This is a genomic window from Xanthomonas sp. 10-10, from assembly GCF_040182365.1.
GTDB classification, from domain to species: domain Bacteria; phylum Pseudomonadota; class Gammaproteobacteria; order Xanthomonadales; family Xanthomonadaceae; genus Xanthomonas; species Xanthomonas arboricola_F.
In genome coordinates this window covers 4,332,120-4,354,873 of record NZ_CP144460.1, presented here as the reverse complement: position 1 = coordinate 4,354,873, position 22,754 = coordinate 4,332,120, and the positions used below count along the sequence as shown (strand labels likewise).

21 protein-coding genes and 1 pseudogene are annotated in these 22,754 nt (G+C 67.5%); 10 read left to right on the top strand and 12 right to left on the bottom strand.

Features of this window, described 5'->3' with window-relative positions; all coding sequences use genetic code 11:
* Positions 1-227: 227 nt before the first annotated feature.
* Positions 228-494, bottom strand: coding sequence for a DUF3297 family protein (locus VZ068_RS18280; RefSeq protein WP_349656088.1), 267 nt, complete (start codon positions 492-494; stop codon positions 228-230).
* 164 nt (positions 495-658) lie between these two features.
* Here VZ068_RS18280 and VZ068_RS18275 point away from each other — a divergent pair, with 164 nt between their 5' ends.
* Entirely contained in the window at positions 659-1,213 is a 555-nt protein-coding gene (locus tag VZ068_RS18275; RefSeq protein WP_349656087.1) for a hypothetical protein, read from the top strand.
* 57 nt (positions 1,214-1,270) lie between these two features.
* Here VZ068_RS18275 and VZ068_RS18270 read toward each other — a convergent pair whose 3' ends face one another.
* Together VZ068_RS18270 and VZ068_RS18265 are read right to left on the bottom strand one after the other, a co-directional pair.
* Positions 1,271-3,175, bottom strand: a complete 1,905-nt coding sequence (locus VZ068_RS18270) for a S8 family serine peptidase (protein ID WP_349656086.1) — start codon at positions 3,173-3,175, stop codon at positions 1,271-1,273.
* Between the two features lie 63 nt (positions 3,176-3,238).
* Positions 3,239-5,674, bottom strand: a complete 2,436-nt coding sequence (locus VZ068_RS18265; protein WP_349656085.1) for a YadA-like family protein — start codon at positions 5,672-5,674, stop codon at positions 3,239-3,241.
* Between the two features lie 203 nt (positions 5,675-5,877).
* Here VZ068_RS18265 and VZ068_RS18260 point away from each other — a divergent pair, with 203 nt between their 5' ends.
* Entirely contained in the window at positions 5,878-7,281 is a 1,404-nt protein-coding gene (locus VZ068_RS18260; protein ID WP_349656084.1) for an ATP-binding protein, read from the top strand.
* On the opposite strand, the gene VZ068_RS18255 is transcribed toward VZ068_RS18260, so the two are convergent.
* The 7 genes and pseudogenes from VZ068_RS18255 to msrB all read right to left on the bottom strand — a co-directional run bounded on the left by VZ068_RS18255 (position 7,263) and on the right by msrB (position 12,313).
* On the bottom strand, positions 7,263-7,949 hold the full coding sequence (locus tag VZ068_RS18255; RefSeq protein ID WP_349657751.1) for a response regulator transcription factor: 687 nt from the start codon (positions 7,947-7,949) through the stop codon (positions 7,263-7,265). The genes VZ068_RS18260 and VZ068_RS18255 overlap by 19 nt on opposite strands.
* A gap of 405 nt (positions 7,950-8,354) precedes the next feature.
* Positions 8,355-8,639 (bottom strand): DUF4031 domain-containing protein, encoded by a 285-nt coding sequence (locus VZ068_RS18250; protein WP_259156711.1) that lies wholly within the window; start codon positions 8,637-8,639, stop codon positions 8,355-8,357.
* An 8-nt stretch (positions 8,640-8,647) separates the two neighbouring features.
* Complete coding sequence (locus VZ068_RS18245; RefSeq protein ID WP_349656083.1) at positions 8,648-9,232, bottom strand: hypothetical protein; 585 nt, start codon at positions 9,230-9,232, stop codon at positions 8,648-8,650.
* 179 nt (positions 9,233-9,411) lie between these two features.
* Complete coding sequence (gene motB, locus VZ068_RS18240) at positions 9,412-10,584, bottom strand: flagellar motor protein MotB (RefSeq protein ID WP_349656082.1); 1,173 nt, start codon at positions 10,582-10,584, stop codon at positions 9,412-9,414.
* A 10-nt stretch (positions 10,585-10,594) separates the two neighbouring features.
* The gene (gene motA, locus VZ068_RS18235) at positions 10,595-11,449 is read right to left on the bottom strand and encodes a flagellar motor stator protein MotA (RefSeq protein ID WP_259156705.1); all 855 of its coding nucleotides are present in this window, start codon (positions 11,447-11,449) and stop codon (positions 10,595-10,597) included.
* Positions 11,450-11,546: 97 nt separating this feature from the next.
* A pseudogene (locus tag VZ068_RS18230) lies at positions 11,547-11,811 on the bottom strand (MliC family protein); the annotation flags it as partial.
* A 37-nt stretch (positions 11,812-11,848) separates the two neighbouring features.
* The gene (gene msrB, locus VZ068_RS18225) at positions 11,849-12,313 is read right to left on the bottom strand and encodes a peptide-methionine (R)-S-oxide reductase MsrB (protein WP_259156703.1); all 465 of its coding nucleotides are present in this window, start codon (positions 12,311-12,313) and stop codon (positions 11,849-11,851) included.
* A 420-nt stretch (positions 12,314-12,733) separates the two neighbouring features.
* On the opposite strand from msrB, the gene VZ068_RS18220 reads away from it, so the two are divergent.
* Positions 12,734-13,165, top strand: coding sequence for a hypothetical protein (locus tag VZ068_RS18220; protein ID WP_349656081.1), 432 nt, complete (start codon positions 12,734-12,736; stop codon positions 13,163-13,165).
* Positions 13,166-13,204: 39 nt separating this feature from the next.
* Here the strand turns inward: VZ068_RS18220 and VZ068_RS18215 are convergent, their stop codons facing one another.
* The gene (locus tag VZ068_RS18215) at positions 13,205-13,684 is read right to left on the bottom strand and encodes an Lrp/AsnC ligand binding domain-containing protein (protein WP_259156701.1); all 480 of its coding nucleotides are present in this window, start codon (positions 13,682-13,684) and stop codon (positions 13,205-13,207) included.
* Between the two features lie 147 nt (positions 13,685-13,831).
* Here VZ068_RS18215 and VZ068_RS18210 point away from each other — a divergent pair, with 147 nt between their 5' ends.
* Together VZ068_RS18210 and alr are read left to right on the top strand one after the other, a co-directional pair.
* A complete protein-coding gene (locus VZ068_RS18210; RefSeq protein ID WP_259156699.1) occupies positions 13,832-15,121 on the top strand; it encodes a D-amino acid dehydrogenase in 1,290 nt (429 codons plus the stop codon).
* Positions 15,121-16,221, top strand: coding sequence for an alanine racemase (gene alr, locus VZ068_RS18205; RefSeq protein ID WP_349656080.1), 1,101 nt, complete (start codon positions 15,121-15,123; stop codon positions 16,219-16,221). The genes VZ068_RS18210 and alr overlap by 1 nt, the downstream gene beginning before the upstream one ends.
* 617 nt (positions 16,222-16,838) lie before the next feature.
* On the opposite strand, the gene VZ068_RS18200 is transcribed toward alr, so the two are convergent.
* Positions 16,839-17,414: a DUF3016 domain-containing protein gene (locus VZ068_RS18200; RefSeq protein ID WP_349656079.1), complete on the bottom strand. Its 576-nt coding sequence runs from the start codon at positions 17,412-17,414 to the stop codon at positions 16,839-16,841.
* Between the two features lie 248 nt (positions 17,415-17,662).
* Here VZ068_RS18200 and VZ068_RS18195 point away from each other — a divergent pair, with 248 nt between their 5' ends.
* From VZ068_RS18195 to VZ068_RS18175, 5 genes are all read left to right on the top strand, one after another.
* Positions 17,663-18,109 carry a hypothetical protein gene (locus VZ068_RS18195; RefSeq protein ID WP_259156692.1) on the top strand — a complete coding sequence of 149 codons (447 nt, stop codon included), beginning with the start codon at positions 17,663-17,665 and terminating at the stop codon, positions 18,107-18,109.
* A complete protein-coding gene (locus tag VZ068_RS18190; RefSeq protein ID WP_259156691.1) occupies positions 18,096-18,386 on the top strand; it encodes a hypothetical protein in 291 nt (96 codons plus the stop codon). Before VZ068_RS18195 ends, VZ068_RS18190 begins: the two co-directional genes overlap by 14 nt.
* A gap of 125 nt (positions 18,387-18,511) precedes the next feature.
* Positions 18,512-20,545 carry an ATP-binding protein gene (locus VZ068_RS18185; RefSeq protein ID WP_349656078.1) on the top strand — a complete coding sequence of 678 codons (2,034 nt, stop codon included), beginning with the start codon at positions 18,512-18,514 and terminating at the stop codon, positions 20,543-20,545.
* A gap of 216 nt (positions 20,546-20,761) precedes the next feature.
* Positions 20,762-21,070 (top strand): DUF3247 family protein, encoded by a 309-nt coding sequence (locus VZ068_RS18180; protein WP_259156689.1) that lies wholly within the window; start codon positions 20,762-20,764, stop codon positions 21,068-21,070.
* An 89-nt stretch (positions 21,071-21,159) separates the two neighbouring features.
* Complete coding sequence (locus tag VZ068_RS18175; protein WP_259163137.1) at positions 21,160-22,497, top strand: sorbosone dehydrogenase family protein; 1,338 nt, start codon at positions 21,160-21,162, stop codon at positions 22,495-22,497.
* Positions 22,498-22,754 lie beyond the last annotated feature (257 nt).

Sequence of the window (22,754 nt, the reverse complement as noted above, 5' to 3'; positions counted from 1 at the left end):
GCCGCGTAAGAGCTTACAAGGACGTACTTGCAGCGTGTCCCGCGATGGTGGGCGGGCAAGGGCCCTGCAGCCAAGTCGCAGATCAGCTGCTAATGCGGCAGTCATCGCTGCTACACGAACGGACTTGCGGCGTGTCCCGCGATGGCGGGCGGGCAAGGACCCTGCAGCCAAGTCGCAGCTCAGCAGCTCTGCGATGGAACAACGTGAAGTAGTTTGGTCAGCCGCTGCTACTCGGCAGCAGGCTTGGCGTCGTGCTTGGTGTCCAGGTAATAGGCCACCACCTCGCCCTTGACCTTCATCGTCATCGGGTTGCCGCGACGGTCGCGCGCCTTGCCGACCTGCACCTTGATCCAGCCTTCGCTCACCGAGTATTCCTCCACGTTGTCGCGTTCGACACCGTTGAAGCGCACGCCGATGCCGCGGTTGAGGGCGTCGGCATCGTGGAACGGGCTGCGTGGGTCGATGGCCAGATGATCGGGAGGGGTATCGCTCATGGGAAAGGTGTCATGACGGGCCGGATGGCCGTCTTCGGCCGCACAGGATACGGGCCTGCGCCGCGATGACCAGCCCCTGGCAGGCGGCCGCATGGGCGGAGACGGTTTGCTTGGCGCGCGCCAGGCGGCACACTTCACGCTGAATCTTTCTGCGAGACTCCGCCATGCCCGACAACAGTGCCGATTACGAAGACGATGACGGCCTGCCTTCCGATCTGGAGGAAGGCGACGACGTCGACGATCATCCTGCGCGGGTCTGGAACCTGCTGGTCCTGATCAATCCCGGCGACGAAGACACCGCACTGAGCCAGTTCGACAGCTGGCGCGAGGCGCAGGCCGAGGCGGACGAGGACGATGAAGACGACGCCTGGCTGTGGACGTTGAAGGACACGATCGACTGGCGCTCGGGCTTCTACGTCGACTGGAAGGACACCGACGCGTTCATCGCCGCCATCGACGAACTCAGCGCGCGCTGGAACCTGCGCATCGATTGGGGCGGCGATCTGGACGATGAAGACTTCGCGCGCGATCTCGACGTGCCCGACCTGATGGCGGTGGCGTTCGATCGCCTGCGCGAGCATGGGTATTCGCTGTGGAACTGGAACACCGGCGGTGACGCCTATGCCGGCTGGATCGCGCTCAGCCGCGACGACGACGCGATGCTGGCGTTGACCTCGCTGTTGGGCGTGGAAGTGCGGCTGGGGAACGAGGCGTTCTGAGCCAGCCGCACGCCTGGTGACGGAGGCGGCAGACACCGCCCCCGGCGCGCTTGCCGCTTACTGCCGCGCCATCAGCGACACGTTGTTGAAGCCACCTGCGCCGCCGACCAGTTTGATGTAGTAGGTGCCGGTCTGCGGCGCCGTCAGCCGCAGCGTCTGCGCGCTGCCGGTGCGTGCCGATTTCAGCAGGTAGTTGCTGGTGGTCGGCTCGGCCTCGAAGCCGATGTACAGCGCGACGTTGCCGCCGCCACCATAGCTGAGCACATTCAGGGCGCTGCCGGCGGTGGCGGCGAAGCGATAGGTTTTCTCGTCGCTTTGCGCGCCGCTCTGGCCGGTCAATGCGACCCGGTTGGTCAGGCTGACGGTGACTGGCGTGCAAGTGCTGCCGCTGCAGCTGTTGCGCACATAGTCCAACGCCGCAGTGGCATCGACGATGCCGGTGCCGATCGATCGGCCCGCCGGTGGCCGGACCGGGAACGCACGCGCGGTCTGGCGCAGCATGGCCTCCATCTGCGCAGGGACCAACGGCGTCTTGCCCGAGGCAGCCAGCGCGCTCTGCACCAGGGCCGCGACTGCCGCCACATGCGGGGTGGCCATCGAGGTGCCGGCCATGCCGGCATACTCGTACTCGCCGGAGGTCGGTGTGGTCGTGCCGCTGTAGCCGGTCGACAGCACCACCCCGTCCCAGCCATTGTTACCGGTGTCGTCGCTGGCGCCACCGCCAGGCCCGGACAGATCCACGCTGCTGCCGAAGTTCGAATAGAACGCGATACCGCCCGTGATACGGGTGGCGCCGACCGTGATCACGTTGCCGCAGCTCGACGGGCTGAACTGCGAGGCATTGCCGGCATCGTTGCCTGCCGCCACCACCACCACCGCACCGTTGGCCACCGCGGTGTCGATGGCGCTCTGGGTGTTGCTGTCGCAGCTGCCAGGGCCGCCCAGGCTCAGGCTGATCACTTCGGCCGGATGGGTGTTGTCCGGCACGCCATCGACATGGCCGCCGGAGGCCCACACGATGGCATCGGCGATATCCGCACCGGTACCGCCGCACTGGCCGAGCACGCGCACCGGCAGGATCTGCGCATCGTGGGCCACGCCGGCGCCGCCGATCGTATTGTTGGTGAGTTCGCCGACGGTGCCGGCAGTGTGGGTGCCGTGCCAGCTGCTGGAGCGTGCCGGCAGACCGCAGAAATTGCCCTCTTCGGTCCAGTCGCCGTAGTCCAGCGCGCCCGGCACGCGGGCGTCGCTGTCGCGCCGGGAGATCGTGGCGTTGCTGATGAAATCGTAGCCCGGCAGGATGTGGTCGTTACGCTTCAGGTCCGGATGATCGGGCAGGATGCCGGTGTCGAGCACGGCCACCACCACGCCGGCGCCGGTGGAGGTTTCCCAGGCCTCCGGTACGCGGATGCCGCCGGTGCTGTCCTGCAGATGCCACTGGAATCCCGCATACAGCCGGTCGTTGGGGGTGACCGCCGTGGCCGTGGCCTGTGGCGTCACTGCGCTGGCGCCGGCCTTGAGCGCGGGCCCGGCGAAGTCGTCGACCGGACGCAGCATGCGATCGAACTCGGCGTATTGCACCTGCGGGTCGGCGCGCAGCTCGGCCAGCAGCTTGTCGCGGTCGGCGCTGCTCAGCGTGCGCGCCACGTCCAGCAGGCTGGCGCCGGTGCCGGTGCGGCGCAGCACACGTGCGTTCAGCGGCGTCGCGCGCGCGGCACCGCTGGCGGCGCGCAGCACCCCGGCGCGGTTGGCGGCCGCAGACAGGATCGACAGGCGCGAGCCGTCGGAGGGCACGCTGCTGTGGTACTTGACGATCAGCCGTGTGGGGAGCGTGGTGGGAGTGCCAGCGGCCGGCAGACCGCGCAGGCTGAGTTGATCGGTGGCCGCATGGGCCTGAAACGTGGCCGTGGCCAGGATTGCGCTCAACAGCAGGGACTTGAGCGGCAGCGAAGCGTTGTTCATGGGAATGGCTCTCGCAAGGATCGATGGAGTGAGGGGGAAGACGTGCACGGCGCGGCGCGGGCGCTACAGGTCCAGGCCGAAGCCCAGTCCTGCGGAGGACTCGCTGCCGCTGAAGGCGCCGCCCAGGCTGAAGGAGGCACGCTCGCCCACTTTCTTGGCGTAGCCGATCGAGAGCGCGCGTTCGCCGCTCTGGAACCCGGCACCGACCGCCACGCGGCCGCGCGCGCTCTGGGTGCCGGCGGCATTGATGCCCATGTTGAGCATCGCCGCGCTCATCGCGCCGATGCGGTCGATGCGGCGATCCATGCTCTGGAAGCGCCGCTCGCTGCCATCGCGCAGTTGGGTGAAGCTGTCGCTCAGCGCCGACACCCGGCTGTCGGTGTAGCTGTTGGCCGAACTCAGCGTGCGGCTGTCGCCGGCATTGAGCTGGGCCACGTTGGCGGCATCGGTATCGCTTGAGCCGGTGGCGACGTTGGTGATCTGGCGCGCGTTGCCGGCACTGCCGACCGAAACGCTGTTGGCGCGATCGGCCACCGCACCGCGTCCCAGTGCCACCGCGTTGTCGGCGTCCACGCGCGCACCCTGGCCAAGCGCGGTGCCCGAGGCCGCAGCAACGCTGGCGCTTTCGCCCACCGCCACCGCGTTGGTGGCGGCGGTGGCGATGGTCGTATTGGCGCCGACCGCGGTGCTGCCGTCGGCGTTGACCCTGGCATTGGCGCCGAGCGCGGTGTCCTGCGGGCCGTAGGCCAGCGCGTCGGCGCCGACCGCCAGGCCGTTCTCGCCATTGGCGGTGGCCGACGACCCGATCGCCACGGCATTGGTGCCGCTGCCGACCACCGGCGCCAGGCTGCCGCCGCCGACCGCCACATTGCCTGCGGTGACGTTCTGCAAGGCACCGATGCGCCCATCGAAGCCGGTCAAGGCCGCATCGATGGCGCCCATCGCCTCGCCGAGGTTGCCGTAGCTGCTGCCCTGCACCAGATAGCTGCCGCTGATCAGGTTGCCGCCGGGATCGAAGGCGCTGCCGGCGCCCAGGGCGGTGGCCACGCTGCGCAGCTGGGCAAGGTTGACCGCGTCGGTGTCCTCGCTGCCGGCCGCCACGCTGGTGATCTGACGGGTCAGGCCGGACGCGACATCGCCGACCGCCACGCTATTGCTGCGCGTGGCATGCGAATACGCGCCCAACGCCACCGCACTGCTGGCCGAGCGGTTCCAGGCATCGTCGACCCAATCGCCGACCTTTGCGCCATAGCCGATGGCGGTGGCATCGACGCCATTGACCTCGGTGTCGGCGCCGATCGCGGTGCTGTTGGGGTTGAACCAGGAGGTTTCGGCATTGGCGCCGAGCGCCACGCTGTTGGCGGTGTAGGTCACTGCGCGCTGCCCGATCGCCACCGAGTCGACGTCCTGGGTCAGCGCGAATCCACCCACCGCCACCGAGTTGGCGCCGAACGATCCCGCGCTATGGCCGATTGCCACCGCGTCGGTGTTGCCCGGCAGGTTGGAAAACACGTTGGCGTTGTAGCCGATGGCGATGGCGTAGTCGGACTGGGTCTGCGCGCCGGCGCCCAGCGCGATGGCGCCGGTGCCGGTCGCTGCAGCGATGCCGACGCTGTTGCCGGCACTCTCCGCCGCGGTGCTGATGCCGCCGATCGCCACGCTGTCGGTACCGCTGGCCAAGGCATTGAAGCCCATCGCCACGGTGCTGTCGGCAGTGGCGCGGGCGCCGTTGCCGAGCGCGCTGCTGCCAAAGCCGAGCGCCTGCGATCGCGTACCCACGGACGTGGCGCCCTGCTCCAGCGCGCGCGCACGATGCCCTAGCGCAGTGGCTTCGAAGACACTGGCTTCTGCACCGCTGCCCACTGCGGTGGTCATCACGTCCAGTGCTTTGGCGCCGCCGCCGAGTGCGGTGGAAGCGAAGCCGGTGGCTTCGGTGGATTCGGCATGCACAGCGAGAATGTTGCCGCTATCGTCGTAGTCAAAAACATCGGTGGTACCGCCGACCGCGACCGCCGATTCGCCGGTGGCTGCCGCCGCGTAGCCGGCGGCGATGGCGAACTTCTCGGTAACCGTGGCCCCGGCGCCCAGGGCGATGCCGCCCTCACCGAGCACATTGCTGGCTTCGCCGATCGCCACCGCGTACGGCTCGCCGGCAAACGCGCCCACATCGGTGCTGGCGTCGGCGCCGCCGACGATATGGAAATGCTTGCCGGTGTCGGCAGCATCGTCCTGGTCGGCATCGGCATCGGCTTGCGAGGCGCTGTCCTGATCGACCGCAAGGGCGGCTGCATCGGTCGCGCCCTGGCCATGGGCTGTGCCGGCGCCGCGCTGGGTGGTGGCGACCTGCGCGATCGCCGTGCCGCTGCCGAGCAGCAGTGCGGTCAGCACTGCGGCATGCAGCAGCACGCGCTGCGGACGTGTGCCGGCATGGGGGTGCGGCGCGGTGGTGGTCGCGTGCCGGGCGCAGGCCCGGTTCGAGAGACGATCAATCTGGCTCATGGAGATTCCCTGGCGCATGGATGGAGTGGTCGACCGCGGCACTCCGGCTCTCAGACACCCCCACATGTCCTGGAGTCCGGTAATTTTCATGTTGCGGGACAACCCAACATAGTCAGGCGCGGCGCCACGTGTCACCAAGCCACGATTGCATCCACTCACCACGAATGTGAGGATGCAAAGACACTCACAGACGTCCCGTCGCGATGCTGTCTGCCGCAAAATCCAGGCTCCTGCCGCGCTGGTTGGCCACGCGCTGGCGCGAGGATCCGATCGATCGACGGCAGGTGGCCTTCCTGCAGCTGCTGCTGGTCGCCATCGCGCTGTACAACCTGGGCGATGTCGGATTTTTTCTGTATGTCGCCGGGTTGGGCCGCTTGCAGGCCAGGCCCGATTTGGCCTGCGCATTGGCCGGCACCGTGCTCACCGCGTTCGGCGCGCTGGCTGGCGTGCCGATCATCCGTCGCGGCCGCAGCGCGGCGGGCGTCAAGGTCTTCATTGCCGCCGCGCTGCTCGGCACCTTCGTCACTTACGTGCGGGTCGACATCTTCGATTTGATGACCAATCCGATGCCGGTGATTGCCCTGGTGCTCGCCGGCATGGCGCTCGGTCGGCGCAATCTGTGGCGCGTGTTTGCGCTGCTGGCGGCGGTGTGCGTGATGGCCTTGATCGCGCAATTGCTGTGGTTTGCGCCATCGCGTTCGACCTGGGGCAATGTCGGCCTGGGGCTGATGACGGTGGGGGTGTATCTGCTGATCACCCTGATGCTCGACCGCACCATCGCCGCGCTGCGCGACAGCCTGGTGGAATCGGAACGCCGCCGACGCGAACTCGAAGCGGTGAACCGCAAGCTGGTGCGCGAAATGGCCGAGCGCGAGCGGGTCCAGGAGCAGCTGCTGCACACGCAGAAGATGGAAGCGCTGGGACGTCTGGCTTCCGGTGTTGCGCACGATTTCGATAACCTGATCAACGTCATCATCGGCTTTGCGCAGCGTCGCGACGCGCTGGAAGGCCGTGGCGAGGCACCGTTGCTCAAGACCCTGGAAAACATCGAAGCCGCCTCGCGCCGCGCGCTGACCGTCAGTCGCAGGATTCTCAACTTCGGTCGTGCCGAACCCGGCATCGCGCGCCTGTTCGATGCGCGCCACGCGTTGCTGGAGATCGAACCCACGCTCAGGCAACTGTTCGGGCACGAGATCCGCCTGCAAGGCATCGCGCCGGGACCGCCGCTGTGGATCGCGATGGACCTGGACGAACTGGAGCTGGCATTGCTCAACATCGCCGCCAATGCGCGCGATGCGATGGACGGGCAGGGGCTGTTCCGCATCGACGGCGAGCAGCAGGCCGGCATGGTCGTGCTGCAGTTCGCAGACACCGGCCCGGGGATTCCCGAGCAGTTGCTGGCGCGCATCCTGGAGCCGTTCTACACCACCAAGCCGGCCGGCAAGGGCACCGGTCTGGGCTTGTCGGTGGTGAACGAAATCGTCATTGCCGCCGGCGGGCGTGTGGAGGTCGGCAATACGGGCGACGGCGCCTGCATCCGCCTGCTGTTGCCGCTCGCCGCGCCGCCGGCGCGATCGATACGCGCCGATCAGCTGGCCAGCAGGTAACCCATTCCACGCGAAGACAGCAGCGGAAACGCCGGCGCATCGGCTGCAGTGATGCGTGCGGCCTTGCGTCGCAGGCGATGGATCAACATCTCCAACCGATGCAGGTCGAAATCGCCGACGCAGTCTTCCAGCGCCGACACCAGCGCATCGCGTTCCACCGCCTGGCCGCGTTGTGCATCCAGGCAGCCCATCAGGCAGCGCTCGAGCGAGGTCAGCACCACGATGCGCGCATCCGGTGCGACCAGGCACCACCCATCCGATTCCAGGCGCCATGCCGGCTTTGCCGCGGCACTGGCATCGGCCGGGCGCAATCGCCGCGACAGGTTGCGCAGCGTCAGCGCCAGGATTTCAGGGTCGGCGGGCTTGCGCAGGAAGGCGTCGGCGCCGCTGCTCAGCGCGTGCACATGGTCCGAGCGGCCGCGGTTGCCGGTGAGCACCACGATCCCCAGGCCAGTGAACAGCGAACGCAGATGCGCAACCACGCTCAGGCCGCTTTCGTCCGGAAGCCCAAGGTCCAGCACCACCATGTCGAAGGTCTGCTCCAGCATCAGCCGGTACAGCGCCCCCGCGGTGCCGGCGCCACTGACCGCGAATCCGAACTCCTGCAGGCCGGGAATCAGGATCTGCTCGCGCAGCACGTCGTCGTCTTCGAGAACGGCGACGCGCAACATGGAGGGTGGGTCGGAGGCTGGGGCGCGAACAGGCAATGCAACGGCTCCGGAGGATGGGCGCTTGGATAGTGACAGGCTTGTGCTTGGGCGCGGAAGCAGCGTCGCCGGTCGCACCGGTGAGTGCGTCGCAGACCGCATCCGGTTGCAAGCCTGCATGCGTCGTGTGCGCGCGCCTGACGCGCCGTTGCAGCGCCATGGGTTTCTCGCTGGCGCACGACCGGTATGGGTTGCGTCATCGTGCGGATCTGCGGCGGGTGCTGCGGTTCGATGTGGCGCCGCAACACGTGCCGATAGTGCGTACTGCGGCCAGCCGACCCAACGCGTTGCGCGCTGGCGATGACTGCGCGGATGCGCTTTCCACAGTGATGTGCTGCGTGCGATTGGCGTGTCGCTGGACCGGCGTTACGGCACCTGGCCGCGCGCCTGCGCACGCGCATTGGCGATCAACGCCTTGAGCAGTGCGCGATCGGTATGGCGGGAGATGGGGATGGTGCCCAGGGCGATGGCCTCGGCGCGTAGCGGTGCGGGCACGTCGTAGTGCGCGCCGCTGAGCTTGTTCTGGAAGGCGCGGCGGGGAATGCCCAGCCGCGCCGCCATGGCATGCAACTCGTCCAGCGTATCGCCGAGCAGGTGCGCCCAGCGCTGCTCGCGCCACAGATGCACCGCATCGTCGATGTAGACAGCCATCGGCCGGGTCAGGCCTTCTTGGAGGTCTTGCGCTTCTTGCCGGCCGTCTCGCCGTCGGCGTCATCGGTTGTGGCATCGCTGGCGTCTGCGTCTGCCGCGCTGTCGTCGTCGCCGGCAGCGTCGTCGCCAGCCGCATCTTCCGCATCGGCATCGGTACCGGCATCGGCCACTGCGTCTTCGGCGTCGGCATCGCCGTCTTCATCGGCATCGGCGTTCTGGAACTCGGACACCAGCTTGGTCAGATATTCCTCGGCGGTCTGGCCTTCTTCGGCGGCCAGGTCGTCGATCATCTGCTGCAGCTGGGTCGAATATTCCAGCGAGATGGTCTTGCCTTCGGCTTCCTGCAGGTTGGCCAGGTGCTTGAGCATGGCCAGCATCGGCACCGGGTTGTCGGCGCTGCCCATGGTCTGGCCGCCGATCGACAGCATCCACTCGCTGCCACCCTGCAGACCGATCGCGGCCACGACGCGACCGTCGGCGTCCTGCAGCACGGCATGGTTGGTGACCTGGGGCGCCTGGCCCAGACGGACGATGGGGCGCTTGGGCTGCTGCTTCTTGCGCTTGTCGCGCTTGGCCTTGGAATTGCGGGACACGGTGTTCTCGACGCTGGGAATGGCCGCCCATTCTAGAGCGTGCGCCTCACGATGCGATGAGCAGCGGGAATCGCGGGTCCCAGAGCCAGGCGGAACCGGCACCGCAGGCGCGATCAGCTGGCCGATCCGGGCCTCAACGCCCCCGGTTACCTGGCCAGTCCCCGCTCCCGCAGGGCCGATTACTGCCCCTCTACCGCCACCCGCGGCGCGGCCACGGCCGCTTCGGCCGCCTTGGCAAGTGCGGTGGCCGAGGCCACCTGTGCGCTGGAGGACACCCGCGGCGCGGCGGGGCGTGCCGCGGCCGTGCCGGGCGGTACCGGAGTGGTCCCCGCAGCGGCCTTCCCGGCAGCCGGTGTCGCTATCGCGGTCGGCGCAGCGCCAGCCACTGGCGCGCCCACGGTGGCCGTGCCGGTGGCAGCGGCGCTGAGGTCCGGCACCTGGGTGTCGGCGTCGTGCACCGACTTGCCCAGCGCCACGCCCTGGCCGGCGCCGGCCAGCGCGGCCTGTTCGGCATCCTGGGTCATCACCACGATGCTGATGCGGCGGTTGATCGGGTTCTGCGGGTCGGTCTTGTCGAACAGCACCGACGACGACAGGCCCACAACACGCGTCACCTTGGCGTCGGACATGCCGCCGCCCACCAGCGCACGCCGTGCGGCATTGGCGCGGTCGGCGCTGAGTTCCCAGTTGGTATAGCCGGCATCGCTGCTGTAGGCGGTGGTGTCGGTGTGGCCGGTGATGCTGATGTGGTTGGGCACCTGATTGATGAAGCTGGACAGCTCGCGCAGGATGTCCACCGTGTACGGCTTGAGCTGATCGCGGCCGATATCGAACATCGGGCGGTTCTGCTTGTCCACGATCTGGATGCGCAGGCCATCGGGCGTGAGGTCGAGCAGCAGCTGGTCCTTGAACGGCTCCAGCGCCTGGCTCTTGTCGATGGCTTCCTTCAGGTCCTGCATCAGCGCCTCCAGGCGCTTCTTGTCCTTGGCGCGGCTGTCCACGTCGGTATCGGCAGCGTTGTCGCGCTTGCGGCCCATCTCGTCCTTCTGCCCCTTGGCCATGTCGGCGGTGCCGCCGAGCTTGATCATCGAGGTGCTGGCGCCCCCGGGGCCGTTCATGCCGGGCGAAGGCGCCGGCGATTTGCCGGACAACGGGCTGGGATTGCGGAAGTATTCGGAGATCGCCGCGCGCTGTTCCTTGGTGGTGGCAGCCATCAGCCACAGCACCAGGAAGAAGGCCATCATCGCGGTCACGAAGTCGGCAAACGCCACTTTCCAGGCGCCGCCATGGTGGCCGCCGCCCTGGACCTTCTTGACCCGTCGGATGACGACGGTGGATTTGGCCTCGGCCATGACCGTGGCCCTACTTGATCGTCTTCAGGTGCGTTTCGAAATCGCCGAAGCTCGGACGCACGTTGGAGGGCAGGGTCTTGCGCGCGAATTCCAGCGCGATCTTCGGGTTGTAGCCGCGCAGGCAGGCCAGCAGGGCGGTCTTGACCGCCTCGTAGATGCGTCCGTCCTGGTCGGCGCGCGCTTCCATCGCCGCCGACAGCGGCGCCACGAAGCCATACGCCAGCAGGATGCCCAGGAAGGTGCCGACCAGTGCGGCGCCGACATGGTGGCCGATCTCTTCGATCGGGCCGCCGATCGAACCCATGGTGATCACGATGCCGAGCACCGCCGCCACGATGCCGAAGCCGGGCAGGCCGTCGGACACCTTGCTCAGCGCATGCGCCGGCGCCATCGCCTCGTGGTGATGCTTTTCCAGCTCCAGCTCGAGCAGCGGCTCCAGTTCGTGCGGCTCGATGTTGCTGCCGATCATCAGGCGCAGGCAGTCGGTGATGAAGTCCAGCAGGTGATGGTCGGCCACCACCTTGGGGTAGTTGCCGAAAATGGTGCTGTCCTGGGGTTTTTCGACATGGTCTTCCAGCGCCATGAAGCCGTCGCGACGTGCCTTGTTCAACAGTTCGTAGACCAGGCTCAGAGTGTCCTTGTAGTCCTCGGACTTGTACTGCGGGCCCTTGAACACGCCCATGATGCTGCTGAAGGTCTCTTTGACGATCTTGCCCGGGGTACTGACCAGGAACGCACCGAATGCCGCGCCACCGATGATCATCAGCTCGTACGGCTGCCACAACGCGCCCAGCTTGCCGTGCGACAGCACGTAGCCGCCGAGGACGCTGACGATGACGACAATGAAGCCAACGATGATGAGCATGGCGAAGCCGGAAGCAATCTGGGAGTGCTAGTTGTTTCGGCTTGCGCGGCGGATTCTTGAAGCGCGCGGCGTGAAGATGTGCGCTGTAACTGAATGCTCAGCCGATTGTCGTGGCGGCCTCATGCACGCACCACCGCTCCGCCGCCTGCCAGCGACGGCGTCGCCTCGCCGGCATGCTCCCGGAACTGCTTGCCCTGCGCGTCGGCAAACCGCGCCCCGGAGGCGGCCTGGGCGCTGAGCAGGGTCAACGTGCGGCCATCGACGCTCAACCGCACCGCATCGGTGGCCGGATCGACGCGGATGACGATCGTACGCGTGCCGCAACGCCAGGCCACCGCGTCCAACGGGCTGCCTGCCTGGCTCAGCTGCTCAGCGAGCTTGCCGGACCGCTGCGTTTCATCAGGCCGGCTGCGCTTCGGCACCGCCGCGCTGCAGCGGGTTGGGCAACGCCTGGCCGTTTTCGGTAAAGCCCAGCGACACCGAGTTGAGGCAATGGCGCTCGCCGGTCGGCGGCGGGCCGTCGGGGAACACGTGGCCCAGGTGGCTATCGCAGCGTGCGCAGACGATTTCGGTGCGGATCATGCCGTAGCTGATATCGCGGATTTCGCGCACATGCGCGGCATCGTAAGGGGCGAAGAAGCTCGGCCAGCCGGTGCCGGATTCGAACTTGGCGCTGGAACGGAACAGCGGCAACCCGCACAGCCGGCAGGTGTAGACCCCGTCCAGCTTGTTGTCCAGGAACACCCCGCAGAACGGCGCCTCGGTGCCATGGTGCAGCAGCACGCGCTGTTCCTCGTCGCTGAGCCCGGCGATCAGGGCATCGCGCTGGGCAGGGGAGGGAGGGGTCAGGTCGAACTGGCTCATGGGGTTCTCGCATGCGCGCGCTGGCAGGGTGCCGCGCCTGCACCTGTGATGTGGGCGTAGTCCGCGTGGTTCAAGCGTGCGGGGAGACCAAGCCCCTCTCCCGCCGGGGCGCCACGGCACAGCTTGCGCGCCACTGGCGCGCGTGCCTTGGCGCGCCTGCGCCGGTGGCGCAGGCCGGGGCGCGGAGCGGGGGTTGGGGTGGGGTACGGCAGCGAAGCCATGACGCAGCACTGGTTGCCAGGCCTCGCACGCACCCTCATCCGGCGCTGCGCGCCACCTTCTCCCCATGGGAGAAGGACGTGCTTTTCGCGCCGCACTCATCTCGCGAACGCGTTCAGGCCACCGCCGACCCGATGCATTGCCGCAGCACGCCGGTGCCCCCATCCAGTGAATACTCCTCGATCAAGCACGGTGTCCGTCATGGCGATCCCTTCTTCAACGCGCGGCCTGCTGCTGTGTGGCCTGTTGGTTGCCACTGGCGCGGTAGCAGCGCAATCGGCTACCACCACGCGCTCGTCCAATACCCTGCAGCCGATCACGACGCCGGCTCCGGCGCAGCCCACGCTGACGGCGCCACGCGCCGTGCAGCCTGCGCCGGTCACGGCTCCGGTGCCCTCGCAGCTCGGCCAGCGGCCGTCCGCGCCCACCATTCCGACCCGTGGCCCGGCACAGACGCCGGTGGCACCGGCCGGCAGCCAGGTTCCGCCGGCCAGCGCGCCGCTGGTCTACGACCACAATGGCCGCTTGCTGCAGGGCATGCAGCCGGCCGGCGCCAACCGGGTGCTGGATACCAAGACCGGGCGCTATTACGACGCGGTCCCGGCCGGCGATGGCATGCGCGTGGTGCGCTGACCCACGCTGTTACCAGTCCCCAATCCCCAATCCCCAATCTCAGCCCTCAATCGGCAACGCCAAGGTCTCCTTGACCTCTTCCATCACGATATAGCTCTTGGATTCGCGCACATGCGGCAAGGTGAGCAAGGTGCTGCCAAGCAACTTGCGATAGGACGCCATCTCGCTGATGCGGGCCTTGAGCAGGTAGTCGAAATCGCCGGAGACCAGGTGGCACTCCAGCACGTTGGGCAGCTTGAGGGCGGCGCGGCGGAACTCCTCGAAGATGTCGCCGGATTTGTAGGCCAGGCTGATCTCCACGAAGACCAGCAGGCTGGCCTTGAGATAGTGCGGGTCCAGCCGCGCGTAGTAGCCGGTGATGGCGCCATCGCGCTCCAGCCGGCGCACGCGCTCGGTGCATGGCGTGGTCGACAGGCCCACCCGTTCGCCCAGTTCGGTAAACGAGATCCGCCCCTCCTGCTGCAGGATGCGCAGGATCTTGCGGTCGATCTTGTCCAGCTCGCGGGCGCGGGTGGGCATGGGGTTTGTCTCCACAAGATTTGACAGGAAGTTTCACTGCGAAGCTGTGTCTATTCCAGAAATGACACTGCCTGGATCGCAATATACTGCGTCTAACTGTCTCCCCTAGCGCGTGGTTGTGGGGGAATACCCTTTCAGGAGAGCGACATGCGGGTGCTCATTCTCGGTAGCGGCGTCATCGGCACCACCAGCGCGTGGTATCTGGCCCAGGCGGGCTGCGAGGTCACCGTGGTCGACCGCCAGCCGGCGGCTGCGCTGGAAACCAGCTATGCCAATGCCGGCCAGCTCTCGTTCGGCTACACCTCGCCGTGGGCCGCGCCAGGGGTGCCCGGCAAGGCGGTGAAGTGGCTGTTCGAGCAGCACGCACCGCTGTCGATCCGCCCCACGCGCGACCTGCGCCAGCTGGCATGGCTCAGCCAGATGCTGCGCAACTGCACCGCCGAGCGCTACGCGGTGAACAAGGCGCGCATGGTGCGCATGTCCGACTACAGCCGCGACTGCCTGAACGCGCTGCGCGCCAGCACCGGTATCGAATTCGAAGGCCGCCAGCTTGGCACCACGCAGTTGTTCCGCACCCAGCAGCAACTGGATGCCGCCGCGCAGGACATCCAGGTGCTGGCGCAGTACGGGGTGCCGTACGAGCTGCTGAGCCCGGCGCAGATTGCACAGTTCGAGCCCGGCCTGGCCGGCGGCGGCGCGCAGATGGCCGGCGCGCTGCGGCTGCCCGAAGACCAGACCGGCGACTGCCGCCTGTTCACCCAGCGCCTGGCCGACCTGGCCGCGCAGGCGGGGGTCACGTTCCGCTACGGGCAGCAGATCGAGCGCCTGGAACACAGCGGTGGCCGCGTCACCGGCGTGCAGATCGATGGCCGCATGGAAACCGCCGACCGCTACGTGCTGGCGTTGGGCAGCTATTCGGCCGACCTGCTGCTGTCGCTCGGCCTGCATCTGCCGGTGTACCCGCTCAAGGGCTACTCGCTGACGATCCCGATCGTCGATGCCGCGCGCGCACCGACCTCCACCGTGCTGGACGAGAGCTACAAGATCGCGCTGACCCGCTTCGACGACCGTATCCGCGTGGGCGGCATGGCCGAGGTGGCGGGCTTTGACCTGTCGTTGAATCCGCGCCGGCGTGCCACGCTGGAAATGGTGGTCAACGACCTGTATCCAGGCGGCGGCGACCTGGCCCGGGCCGAGTTCTGGACCGGCCTGCGCCCGGCCACCCCGGACGGAACCCCGGTGGTGGGCGCCACCCCGTACGCCAACCTGTTCCTCAATACCGGCCACGGCACGCTGGGCTGGACCATGGCCTGCGGCTCCGGGCGCTACCTGGCCGACCTGATGCAGGGCCGCACGCCCGAGATCGATACCGAGGGCCTGGACGTGTTCCGTTACCTGTCCACGCGCAGCCAGCGCCCGCAGCGGGAGGCCGCGTAGTGCGTCCTGCGCAAGCGTCGATCGATCTGGATGCGTTGCGTCACAACTACCGCCTGGCCAGGCAGCTGGGCGGCGGCAAGGCGCTGGCGGTGGTCAAGGCCGATGCCTACGGGCACGGCGCGGTGCGCTGCGCGCAGGCGTTGGAGCCGGAAGCCGACGGCTTTGCGGTGGCGTGCATCGAAGAAGCGCTGGAACTGCGCCAGGCCGGCATCCGCGCGCCGATCCTGTTGCTGGAAGGCTTCTTCGAACAGGACGAGCTGCGCTTGATCGCAGAGCACGCGTTGTGGACGGTGGTGGCCACGCCGCAACAGGTACGCGCGCTGGCCGAGTTCCAGAGCCCGCGGCCGCTGCGCATCTGGTTGAAGCTGGACAGCGGCATGCACCGGCTGGGGCTGTCGCCGGAAGACTTCCGCGCCGCCTGGCTGCGCCTGCGCGGATTGCCGCAGATCGCCTCGGTGGTGTTGATGACGCATCTGGCGCGCGCCGACGAGCTGGAATGCAGCCGCACCGACGAACAGGCAGTGGCGTTTGCGCTGACCGCTGGCGGCATGCGTGCGGAAACCAGCATCCGTAATTCTCCTGGCCTGCTGGGCTGGCCGGCGCTGCGCAACGATTGGTCGCGTCCGGGCCTGATGCTGTACGGCGCAAACCCGTTCCCGCAGGACACCGAGCTCACCACGCAGCTGCGGCCGGTGATGACGCTGCGCTCGCGCATCATCAGCGTGCGCGACCTGGCGGCCGGCGAGCCGGTGGGCTACGGCGCACGCTTCGTGGCCGAGCGCCCGACGCGTGTGGGCGTGGTGGCGATGGGCTATGCCGACGGGTACCCCCAGTTCGCGCCCAACGGCACGCCGGTGCTGGTGAACGGCCAGGTCTGCCCACTGATCGGCCGCGTGTCGATGGACATGCTCACCGTGGACCTTACCGACCACCCGCAGGCCGACATCGGTGCCAGCGTACAGCTATGGGGCGATGCGCCGCGCGTCAGCCCGCTGGCGACGCAGTGCAATGTCAGCGCGTATCAGCTGCTGTGCGGACTCAAGCGCGTGCCTCGCGTGTATGTGGGCGAGGCTGCAGCAGTTGAAAGATCGGCAGTTTGAACGACACGCGCGCTTTGCCCGTACCTGCACCCCGACCCCCGCTGCGCGCCCAGCCCGCGTTGGCGACGCGGGCGCTCCAGGGCACGCGCGCCAGTGGCGCGCAAACCGTGCCTTTTCGCCCCTAGGGGGGAGTGACCTGGGCGGCAAGCTCGACGGGTTGTCCTTCTCCCGCGTGGCGGGAGAAGGTGGCGCGCAGCGCCGGATGAGGGTGCGCTTGAGGCCTCGTGTAGTTTGAACGACACGAAAGCGTCGCCCGTACCCTCACCTAAAGCCCGCGCGCGTCCACGTCCGCGTTGGCGACGCGGACGCTCCAGGCACGCGCGCCAGCGCCGCCCAAACCGTACCTCCTCGCCCCGACCGGAGCGGGGCTTCAAGCGCCAGCTCGATTGCTTGTCCTTCTCCCGCCAGGCGGGAGAAGGTGGCGCGCAGCGCCGGATGAGGGTGCGCTTGAGACCTCATGCAGTTTGAACGATACGAAAGCGTCGCCCATACCCTCACCTCAGCCCCCCGTCACGTCCCAGCCCGCGTTGGCGACGCAGGCGCTCCAGGTCACGCGCGCCAGCGGCGCGCAACCCGTGCCTCCTCGCCCCGACGGCAGCGTGGCTTCAAGCGTCAGCTCACAACCCGGCCGTACTACGATCGCTGCGGAATTGCTTGCGCACCCAGTCGTCGATCATCGCCTTCTCGAAGCGCAGCGGGTCGCTGTCGGTCAGTCGCGGGCCGCTCATCAGGAAGGCCGAGTCCACCAGCTTGCGTTCGCCCTGGTCGATCACCCGGCCGTCGGCACCGGTCAGCGTGTAGCTAAAGCTCAGGCGGGGCGGGTAGATGTCCTTGACCACGCGCACGTCCTGCATGCGCGGGCCGTGCCAGGGCTCGTACTGGCCGGCGCGGCGGATGTCGGTGATGGTCACGCTCAGGTGCTGGCCTTCGGGCAGCTGCCGCGCCGCGCTCTGCCGGAAATGGGTTGCCAGCTGGGTCACCCAGTCGCCACGCTGCGCTTCCCAGCGATTGCCGCTGAAGCGAAGATCGGAAAACTCGGCCGGGTCGGTCCAGCGCACATCCACCCTGCTATCGCTGGCGAGCGCGCGTGGCGCCTGCGGGTCGGTGACGTTGCGCACGCGCGCCTGCACACCAGTCGCTGCAAGCAGTCCTGCCAGCAACAGGCCGGCGCCGGAAACACTGGAAAGTTTCATGGAAAGCCTCCAAGCGAAAGGGACGTTGCGTACCAGCTGTCAAGGTAGTGTGGGGCTGCACCGGGCCGCCCGCAACGCGCGCTGCACCGGTGTCGCCCCTGCGTTGCCGCCCGGTTAATCCGCGTCGCAGCGGCCATGACGGCGAGTTCACCGCGCCTGCGCCCGCGCTTCACGGCGCAGCCTGGAAGATCGAGCGCATGGATACCCACTCGTTTCGCACAAAGTCAGCTTCATCGGCGCCGGCGCACATGCCGGCGGACGTGCGCCTGCAGTTCATCGACTGGGCAAAACAGCACGGCCATAATCCCGCCACCGGCGCCGCAGCCTTCGTCGCCCTGCAAAGCGAAGTGGACCTGGACCTGGCCACGCGCAGCTTGCGCATCGACCCGGGTACCGACCCACGCGACGCGCTGCGCGAGCATCTGGCCGGGTTGGCACGTCAGGTCGATGTGGCAGTGCAGTTTCCCCCTGTGTATGCGTACACCGCTGCAACCGGCCTTGAGTATCGCTACTCGCTGATGCTGGTGATCGCCGAAGATTGCGTGGAGTGGACCGGGCGGGTCTGGCAGGACCTGGACTACCAGGGAATGCTGACCGGCCGTGGCCAGGGCCCGCGCGCAAATTACACCCAACTGGCGCGCATGGCGCTGGAACACGAGCTTGATCAGGAGCGCCCGCGTTATGTCCAGGCATGAGCTCGAACTGGAATTGCCACTCGGCGCACAGGTGGCACCGGGCCAAGACGGCTTCAGTGAGCGTTGCCGGGGCGAATGCGCCGAACTCGGGCTGTCGCGGGTAAGGCTGCTGTTGCTGGATGCAGACTACGCACGTTCCACCGCCTGGCGCGAGGAGGCGCAGCGTTGGATGGACGAGCAGCTGCGCCGCGAGGGCGAGTGGGTGTTTCGCGGCGTGATCGCCGGCATCGTGGTCCTGGCCGCCTGCATTGCCCTGGCCGCCGCCACCCTCTGGTGAGTGAGCGGCAGCCCGCCAGGCGACCAGAGGGTGCATCGGAGACGTGAACTCCGTCGTGCCCCTGTGCACCCGCTGACGACATCGGGCATGGTTTCATCTGTCCGTCATCCGCTCCGGCAGCATCCGTGGTTTCCGATTTGAACACCTCCAGTGCCAGCCAAGACCTGGCCGCCGCCTTGCCGGCCGCCATCGCCGAATCGTTTCTTGATCCGGCGATGTATCACGAAATCTTCCACAACATCGATGCCGGTTTCTGCGTCATCGATATGGTGTTCGAGGGCGAGGAAGCGGTCGACTACGTCATTCGCACGACCAATGGCGCATTCGAGCGATATACCGGTTTGTCCAACGCGCTGAACGTGTCCATTCGCGGCATGCTCCCCGATCATGAGCAGGAGTGGTTCGACCGTTATGGCCAGGTCGCCCGCACCGGCAACCGCATCCATTTCGAAATGCAGGCCAAGGCGCTGCGTCGTTGGTACTCGGTGGACGCGTTCCGGGTCGGCCAGCCTGAGCAGGCGCGGGTCGCAGTGCTGTTCATGGACATCACCGAGCGCAAACGCGTGGAGCGCGAGCTGGCCGAAAGCGAGGCGCGTTTTTCCGCACTGGCCGACGGCCTGCCGATGCCGGTATGGGTGCTGGACGCCCAGGGCGTGGTGCGCTTCGTCAACAGCGCCTACGGTGAGTTCTTCGGCCTGGACATTTCCAGCGGCACCGTGTCGGCATGGAGCGAACTGCTGCACCCGGACGATCTGTCGATTTTCCAATTCGAGCTCTCGGCTGCGCTGGAAGAACAGCGCGGGCTGCGTGCGCTGGTGCGTGCGCGCCGCCACGACGGGCAGTGGCGCTGGATCGAAATGACCGCTACGCCGCGCTACTCGGCCGATGGACGCTTTATCGGCCTGGCCGGCAGCAGCCCGGATGTAACCGAACAGCGCGAAATCGAACTGGCACGCGAGCAGCTGCTGGAATCGGAGCGCAGCGCGCGCAACGAAGCCGAAAGCATGGCGCGGCTGAAGGACGAGTTCCTGGCCACGTTGTCGCACGAGTTGCGCACCCCGTTGACCACCATTCTGGGCTGGAGCGAGTTGCTGCTGCAGCGCGTGGAAGAAGGGCATCCCAATTACAAGGGCCTGTCGGTGATCGCCAGCAGCGCGCGCGCGCAGAAGCGGCTGATCTCGGACATGCTCGACCTCAGCAGCATGTTGCTGGGCAAGGTGCAGCTGGAAGTCGAAGCGCTGGACTTGGCCGAACAGGTGCGCGAGGCGCTGAGCACGCAGGAACTGGCCGCCGACGGCAAGGATCAGCTGCTGGAACTGCATGTGCCCCCCACCCCGTGCCTGGTGCTCGGCGATGCCACGCGCCTGCAGCAGGTGCTGTGGAATCTGCTCTCCAACGCGATCAAGTTCACCCCTGCGCACGGCCGCATCGACGTCACCATCGAAAGCGACGACGGGCATTTGCTGGTGTCGGTGCGCGACTCCGGCGACGGCATTGCGGCCGAGTTCCTGCCGCATCTGTTCGGCCGCTTCCGTCAGGCCGACGGCACCACCACGCGCCAGCACGGCGGCCTGGGCCTGGGCCTGGCGATCGTGCAGCAACTGGTGGAAATGCACGGTGGGCAGGTCGGCGCCACCAGCGGCGGACGCGGCAAGGGCGCCACCTTTACGGTGCGCCTGCCCGAGCATGTTCCCGATCACGCCAAGCGCCCGCGCCGCGAGCTGCGGCGGCGCCTGATGTCCGAACAGATCGTCGAAGCGCGTGCGCTCAACGGCCTGCGCCTGCTGGCGGTCGAAGACCAGCCGGACATGCTCGACTACCTGCGCCGCCTGCTCGAAGAACAGGGCGCCGAAGTGGTCACCGCCGGCAGCGCCACCGATGCCTTGGCCTTGATCGATCATCGAGGGCACGCGCGTTTCGACGTGATGCTGACCGACATCGGGATGCCTGGCATGGATGGCTACGGATTGATCCGTACCGTGCGCGATAACCTGGGGCTGGACGGGCAGGCGCTGCCGGCGGTGGCGGTGACGGCACTGGCACGCGACGACGATCGCAAGCGCGCGCTGGATTCGGGATTTCAGGAACATCTGGCCAAGCCGTACAGCGTTGCGCAGCTGGTCACCGCGGTCCGGGCAGCACGTGAATCCGTGGAGTGATGCGGGCGCGGCGGCAACCTCGCGCAGTCGACGCTGTCGCGGTGCGCGCGGGCCGATCGCAAGGCGGTTGCGCTCGATAGCTGGCCGCATGACAGGCCGCAGATGCCTGTGCGGTGCGCGTAGGGTGCGGATGTAGATGCGGCAATACGCCGCGTTTGCTGCATCTTTCACGCACGTTGGCCTAGCGTGATGCGCTCCGCTCATGGAGATATCGCGATGTCCAGATACGCCCCGCACGTCTATTCCGAGCACGTGCAGATCGCCACCCTCGAGCATTGGGTGGCCCTGCTCGACGGACAGGAACGCGTGCGCATCGAACTCGACGACGGCAGCACGCTCAGCGGCACCGTTGCCGTGCGCCCGACCATCCAGACCTATCTCGACGAGAACGACAACGAAGGCGTCAACGGGCAGTTGCGCCTGGATCAGCTGGACGCCACCCAGGAGCCGCACTGGATCTGGATGGATCGCATCGTGGCCGTGCACCCGCTGCCGTTGGGTTCCGATCCACACGTCGTGCCGTGACACGGGGCGTGTTGACGATGTATTTACTTCTCTCCGAGCAGTTGTCGGCATGATGGCCGACTGTCGCAACTGTTCAGGAATGGTTCGCAATGCATGCATCCCTGCCTACGCTGATTCGCTGGCCGCTGTCCTTGATGGCGTTGGCCGTTCTCGCCGGATGCGGCGACACCGCCACGCTGGCCATCGAACAGGGAACCGGGCCTGACCCGCAATTACCCGAGCCGGTCAAGCGCCTGATCCCCACGGTGAAGGTGGCCCCGGTCAAGCGCTGGGCCGCCAACGCCAAACCCATGGCGGCCGACGATCTGCAGGTCAACGCGTTCGCGCGCGATCTCGATCACCCGCGCTGGGTCTACGTGCTGCCCAACGGCGATGTGCTGGTGGCCGAAACCGCCGAACCGCCGAAGCCGGAAAATGCCGAAAGCGGCGGCGGCCTGCGCAAGAAAGTGCAGGGCGCGGTGATGAAGAAAGCTGGCGCCGTGGTGCCCAGTGCCAACCGCATCACCCTGCTGCGCGACGCCGATGGCGACGGCGTGGCGGAGGTGCGCACGCAGTTCATCAGCGGCCTGTTCTCGCCATTCGGCATGGCGCTGGTCGGCGACCGCTTCTACGTGGCCAATGCCGACGCGCTGGTGAGCTTCCCGTACAAGCCTGGCGATACGCACATCAGTGCCAAGCCGACGTTCGTGGCCAATCTGCCCGGCGGGATCAACCACCATTGGACCAAGTCGCTGTTGGCCAACGCCGATGGCAGCAAGCTGTATGTGGGCGTCGGGTCCAACAGCAACGTGGCCGAAAACGGCATGGAGGCCGAACTCAACCGCGCGGCGATCCTGGAGATCGATCCAGCCACCGGCAGCAGCCGCGTGTTCGCCAGCGGCTTGCGCAACCCGGTGGGCACCGCGTGGGAACCGCAGAGCAAATCGCTGTGGGTCGTGGTCAACGAGCGCGACGAAATCGGCAGCGATCTGGTGCCGGACTATCTGACCTCGGTACGCGATGGCGGCTTCTATGGCTGGCCCTATAGCTACTACGGTCAACACGTAGATGAGCGGGTCACGCCGCAGAACCCCGAGCTGGTGGCCAAGGCGATCAAGCCGGATTACGCGCTAGGCCCGCATACGGCCTCACTTGGCCTGACCTTCGCCAGCGGAACTCTGCTGCCGGAGCGGTTCCGCCAGGGCGCCTTCATTGGCCAGCACGGCTCGTGGAATCGCGACCCGCCCAGTGGCTACAAGGTACTGTTCGTCCCGTTTGTCGCTGGCAAGCCCAGCGCAACGCCGATCACGGTCCTGGATGGATTTCTGGACGCCGAAGGCAATGCCCAGGGTCGCCCGGTGGGCGTTGCAGCGGACAATAGCGGTGCCTTGCTGGTCGCCGATGACGTGGGCAATGTGATCTGGCGGGTGACGCCGAAGGCGCGCTAAGCGGAGACGTTCGCAGGCTTTATCTCTTCTCTCGATCCCTTCTCCCGCCGGGAGAAGGGGCCCCGCAGGGGCGGATGAGGGTACGCGCGCAGCCTCGCGGAACTGCCGCGTTGCATGGCTTCGCCTCCTAGCCTCGCCCAACCTCTTTACCGCGGAACTGTCCTTTCTCCCGCCGGGAGACGGTGCCCCGAAGGGGCGGATGAGGGTACGCGCGCAGCGCGGGCCTGCTGCACAGCGTGGCTTCGCCTCGTGACCGC

What these genes read in the sequence shown, in the direction of transcription:
- VZ068_RS18280 (WP_349656088.1), bottom strand. Translation starts at nt 494, where the DNA reads ATGAGCGATACCCCTCCCGATCATCTGGCCATCGACCCACGCAGCCCG.
- VZ068_RS18275 (WP_349656087.1), top strand. Translation starts at nt 659, where the DNA reads ATGCCCGACAACAGTGCCGATTACGAAGACGATGACGGCCTGCCTTCC.
- VZ068_RS18270 (WP_349656086.1), bottom strand. Translation starts at nt 3,175, where the DNA reads ATGAACAACGCTTCGCTGCCGCTCAAGTCCCTGCTGTTGAGCGCAATC.
- VZ068_RS18265 (WP_349656085.1), bottom strand. Translation starts at nt 5,674, where the DNA reads ATGAGCCAGATTGATCGTCTCTCGAACCGGGCCTGCGCCCGGCACGCG.
- VZ068_RS18260 (WP_349656084.1), top strand. Translation starts at nt 5,878, where the DNA reads ATGCTGTCTGCCGCAAAATCCAGGCTCCTGCCGCGCTGGTTGGCCACG.
- VZ068_RS18250 (WP_259156711.1), bottom strand. Translation starts at nt 8,639, where the DNA reads ATGGCTGTCTACATCGACGATGCGGTGCATCTGTGGCGCGAGCAGCGC.
- motB (WP_349656082.1), bottom strand. Translation starts at nt 10,584, where the DNA reads ATGGCCGAGGCCAAATCCACCGTCGTCATCCGACGGGTCAAGAAGGTC.
- motA (WP_259156705.1), bottom strand. Translation starts at nt 11,449, where the DNA reads ATGCTCATCATCGTTGGCTTCATTGTCGTCATCGTCAGCGTCCTCGGC.
- msrB (WP_259156703.1), bottom strand. Translation starts at nt 12,313, where the DNA reads ATGAGCCAGTTCGACCTGACCCCTCCCTCCCCTGCCCAGCGCGATGCC.
- VZ068_RS18220 (WP_349656081.1), top strand. Translation starts at nt 12,734, where the DNA reads ATGGCGATCCCTTCTTCAACGCGCGGCCTGCTGCTGTGTGGCCTGTTG.
- VZ068_RS18215 (WP_259156701.1), bottom strand. Translation starts at nt 13,684, where the DNA reads ATGCCCACCCGCGCCCGCGAGCTGGACAAGATCGACCGCAAGATCCTG.
- VZ068_RS18210 (WP_259156699.1), top strand. Translation starts at nt 13,832, where the DNA reads ATGCGGGTGCTCATTCTCGGTAGCGGCGTCATCGGCACCACCAGCGCG.
- VZ068_RS18200 (WP_349656079.1), bottom strand. Translation starts at nt 17,414, where the DNA reads ATGAAACTTTCCAGTGTTTCCGGCGCCGGCCTGTTGCTGGCAGGACTG.
- VZ068_RS18195 (WP_259156692.1), top strand. Translation starts at nt 17,663, where the DNA reads ATGCCGGCGGACGTGCGCCTGCAGTTCATCGACTGGGCAAAACAGCAC.
- VZ068_RS18190 (WP_259156691.1), top strand. Translation starts at nt 18,096, where the DNA reads ATGTCCAGGCATGAGCTCGAACTGGAATTGCCACTCGGCGCACAGGTG.
- VZ068_RS18180 (WP_259156689.1), top strand. Translation starts at nt 20,762, where the DNA reads ATGTCCAGATACGCCCCGCACGTCTATTCCGAGCACGTGCAGATCGCC.
- VZ068_RS18175 (WP_259163137.1), top strand. Translation starts at nt 21,160, where the DNA reads ATGCATGCATCCCTGCCTACGCTGATTCGCTGGCCGCTGTCCTTGATG.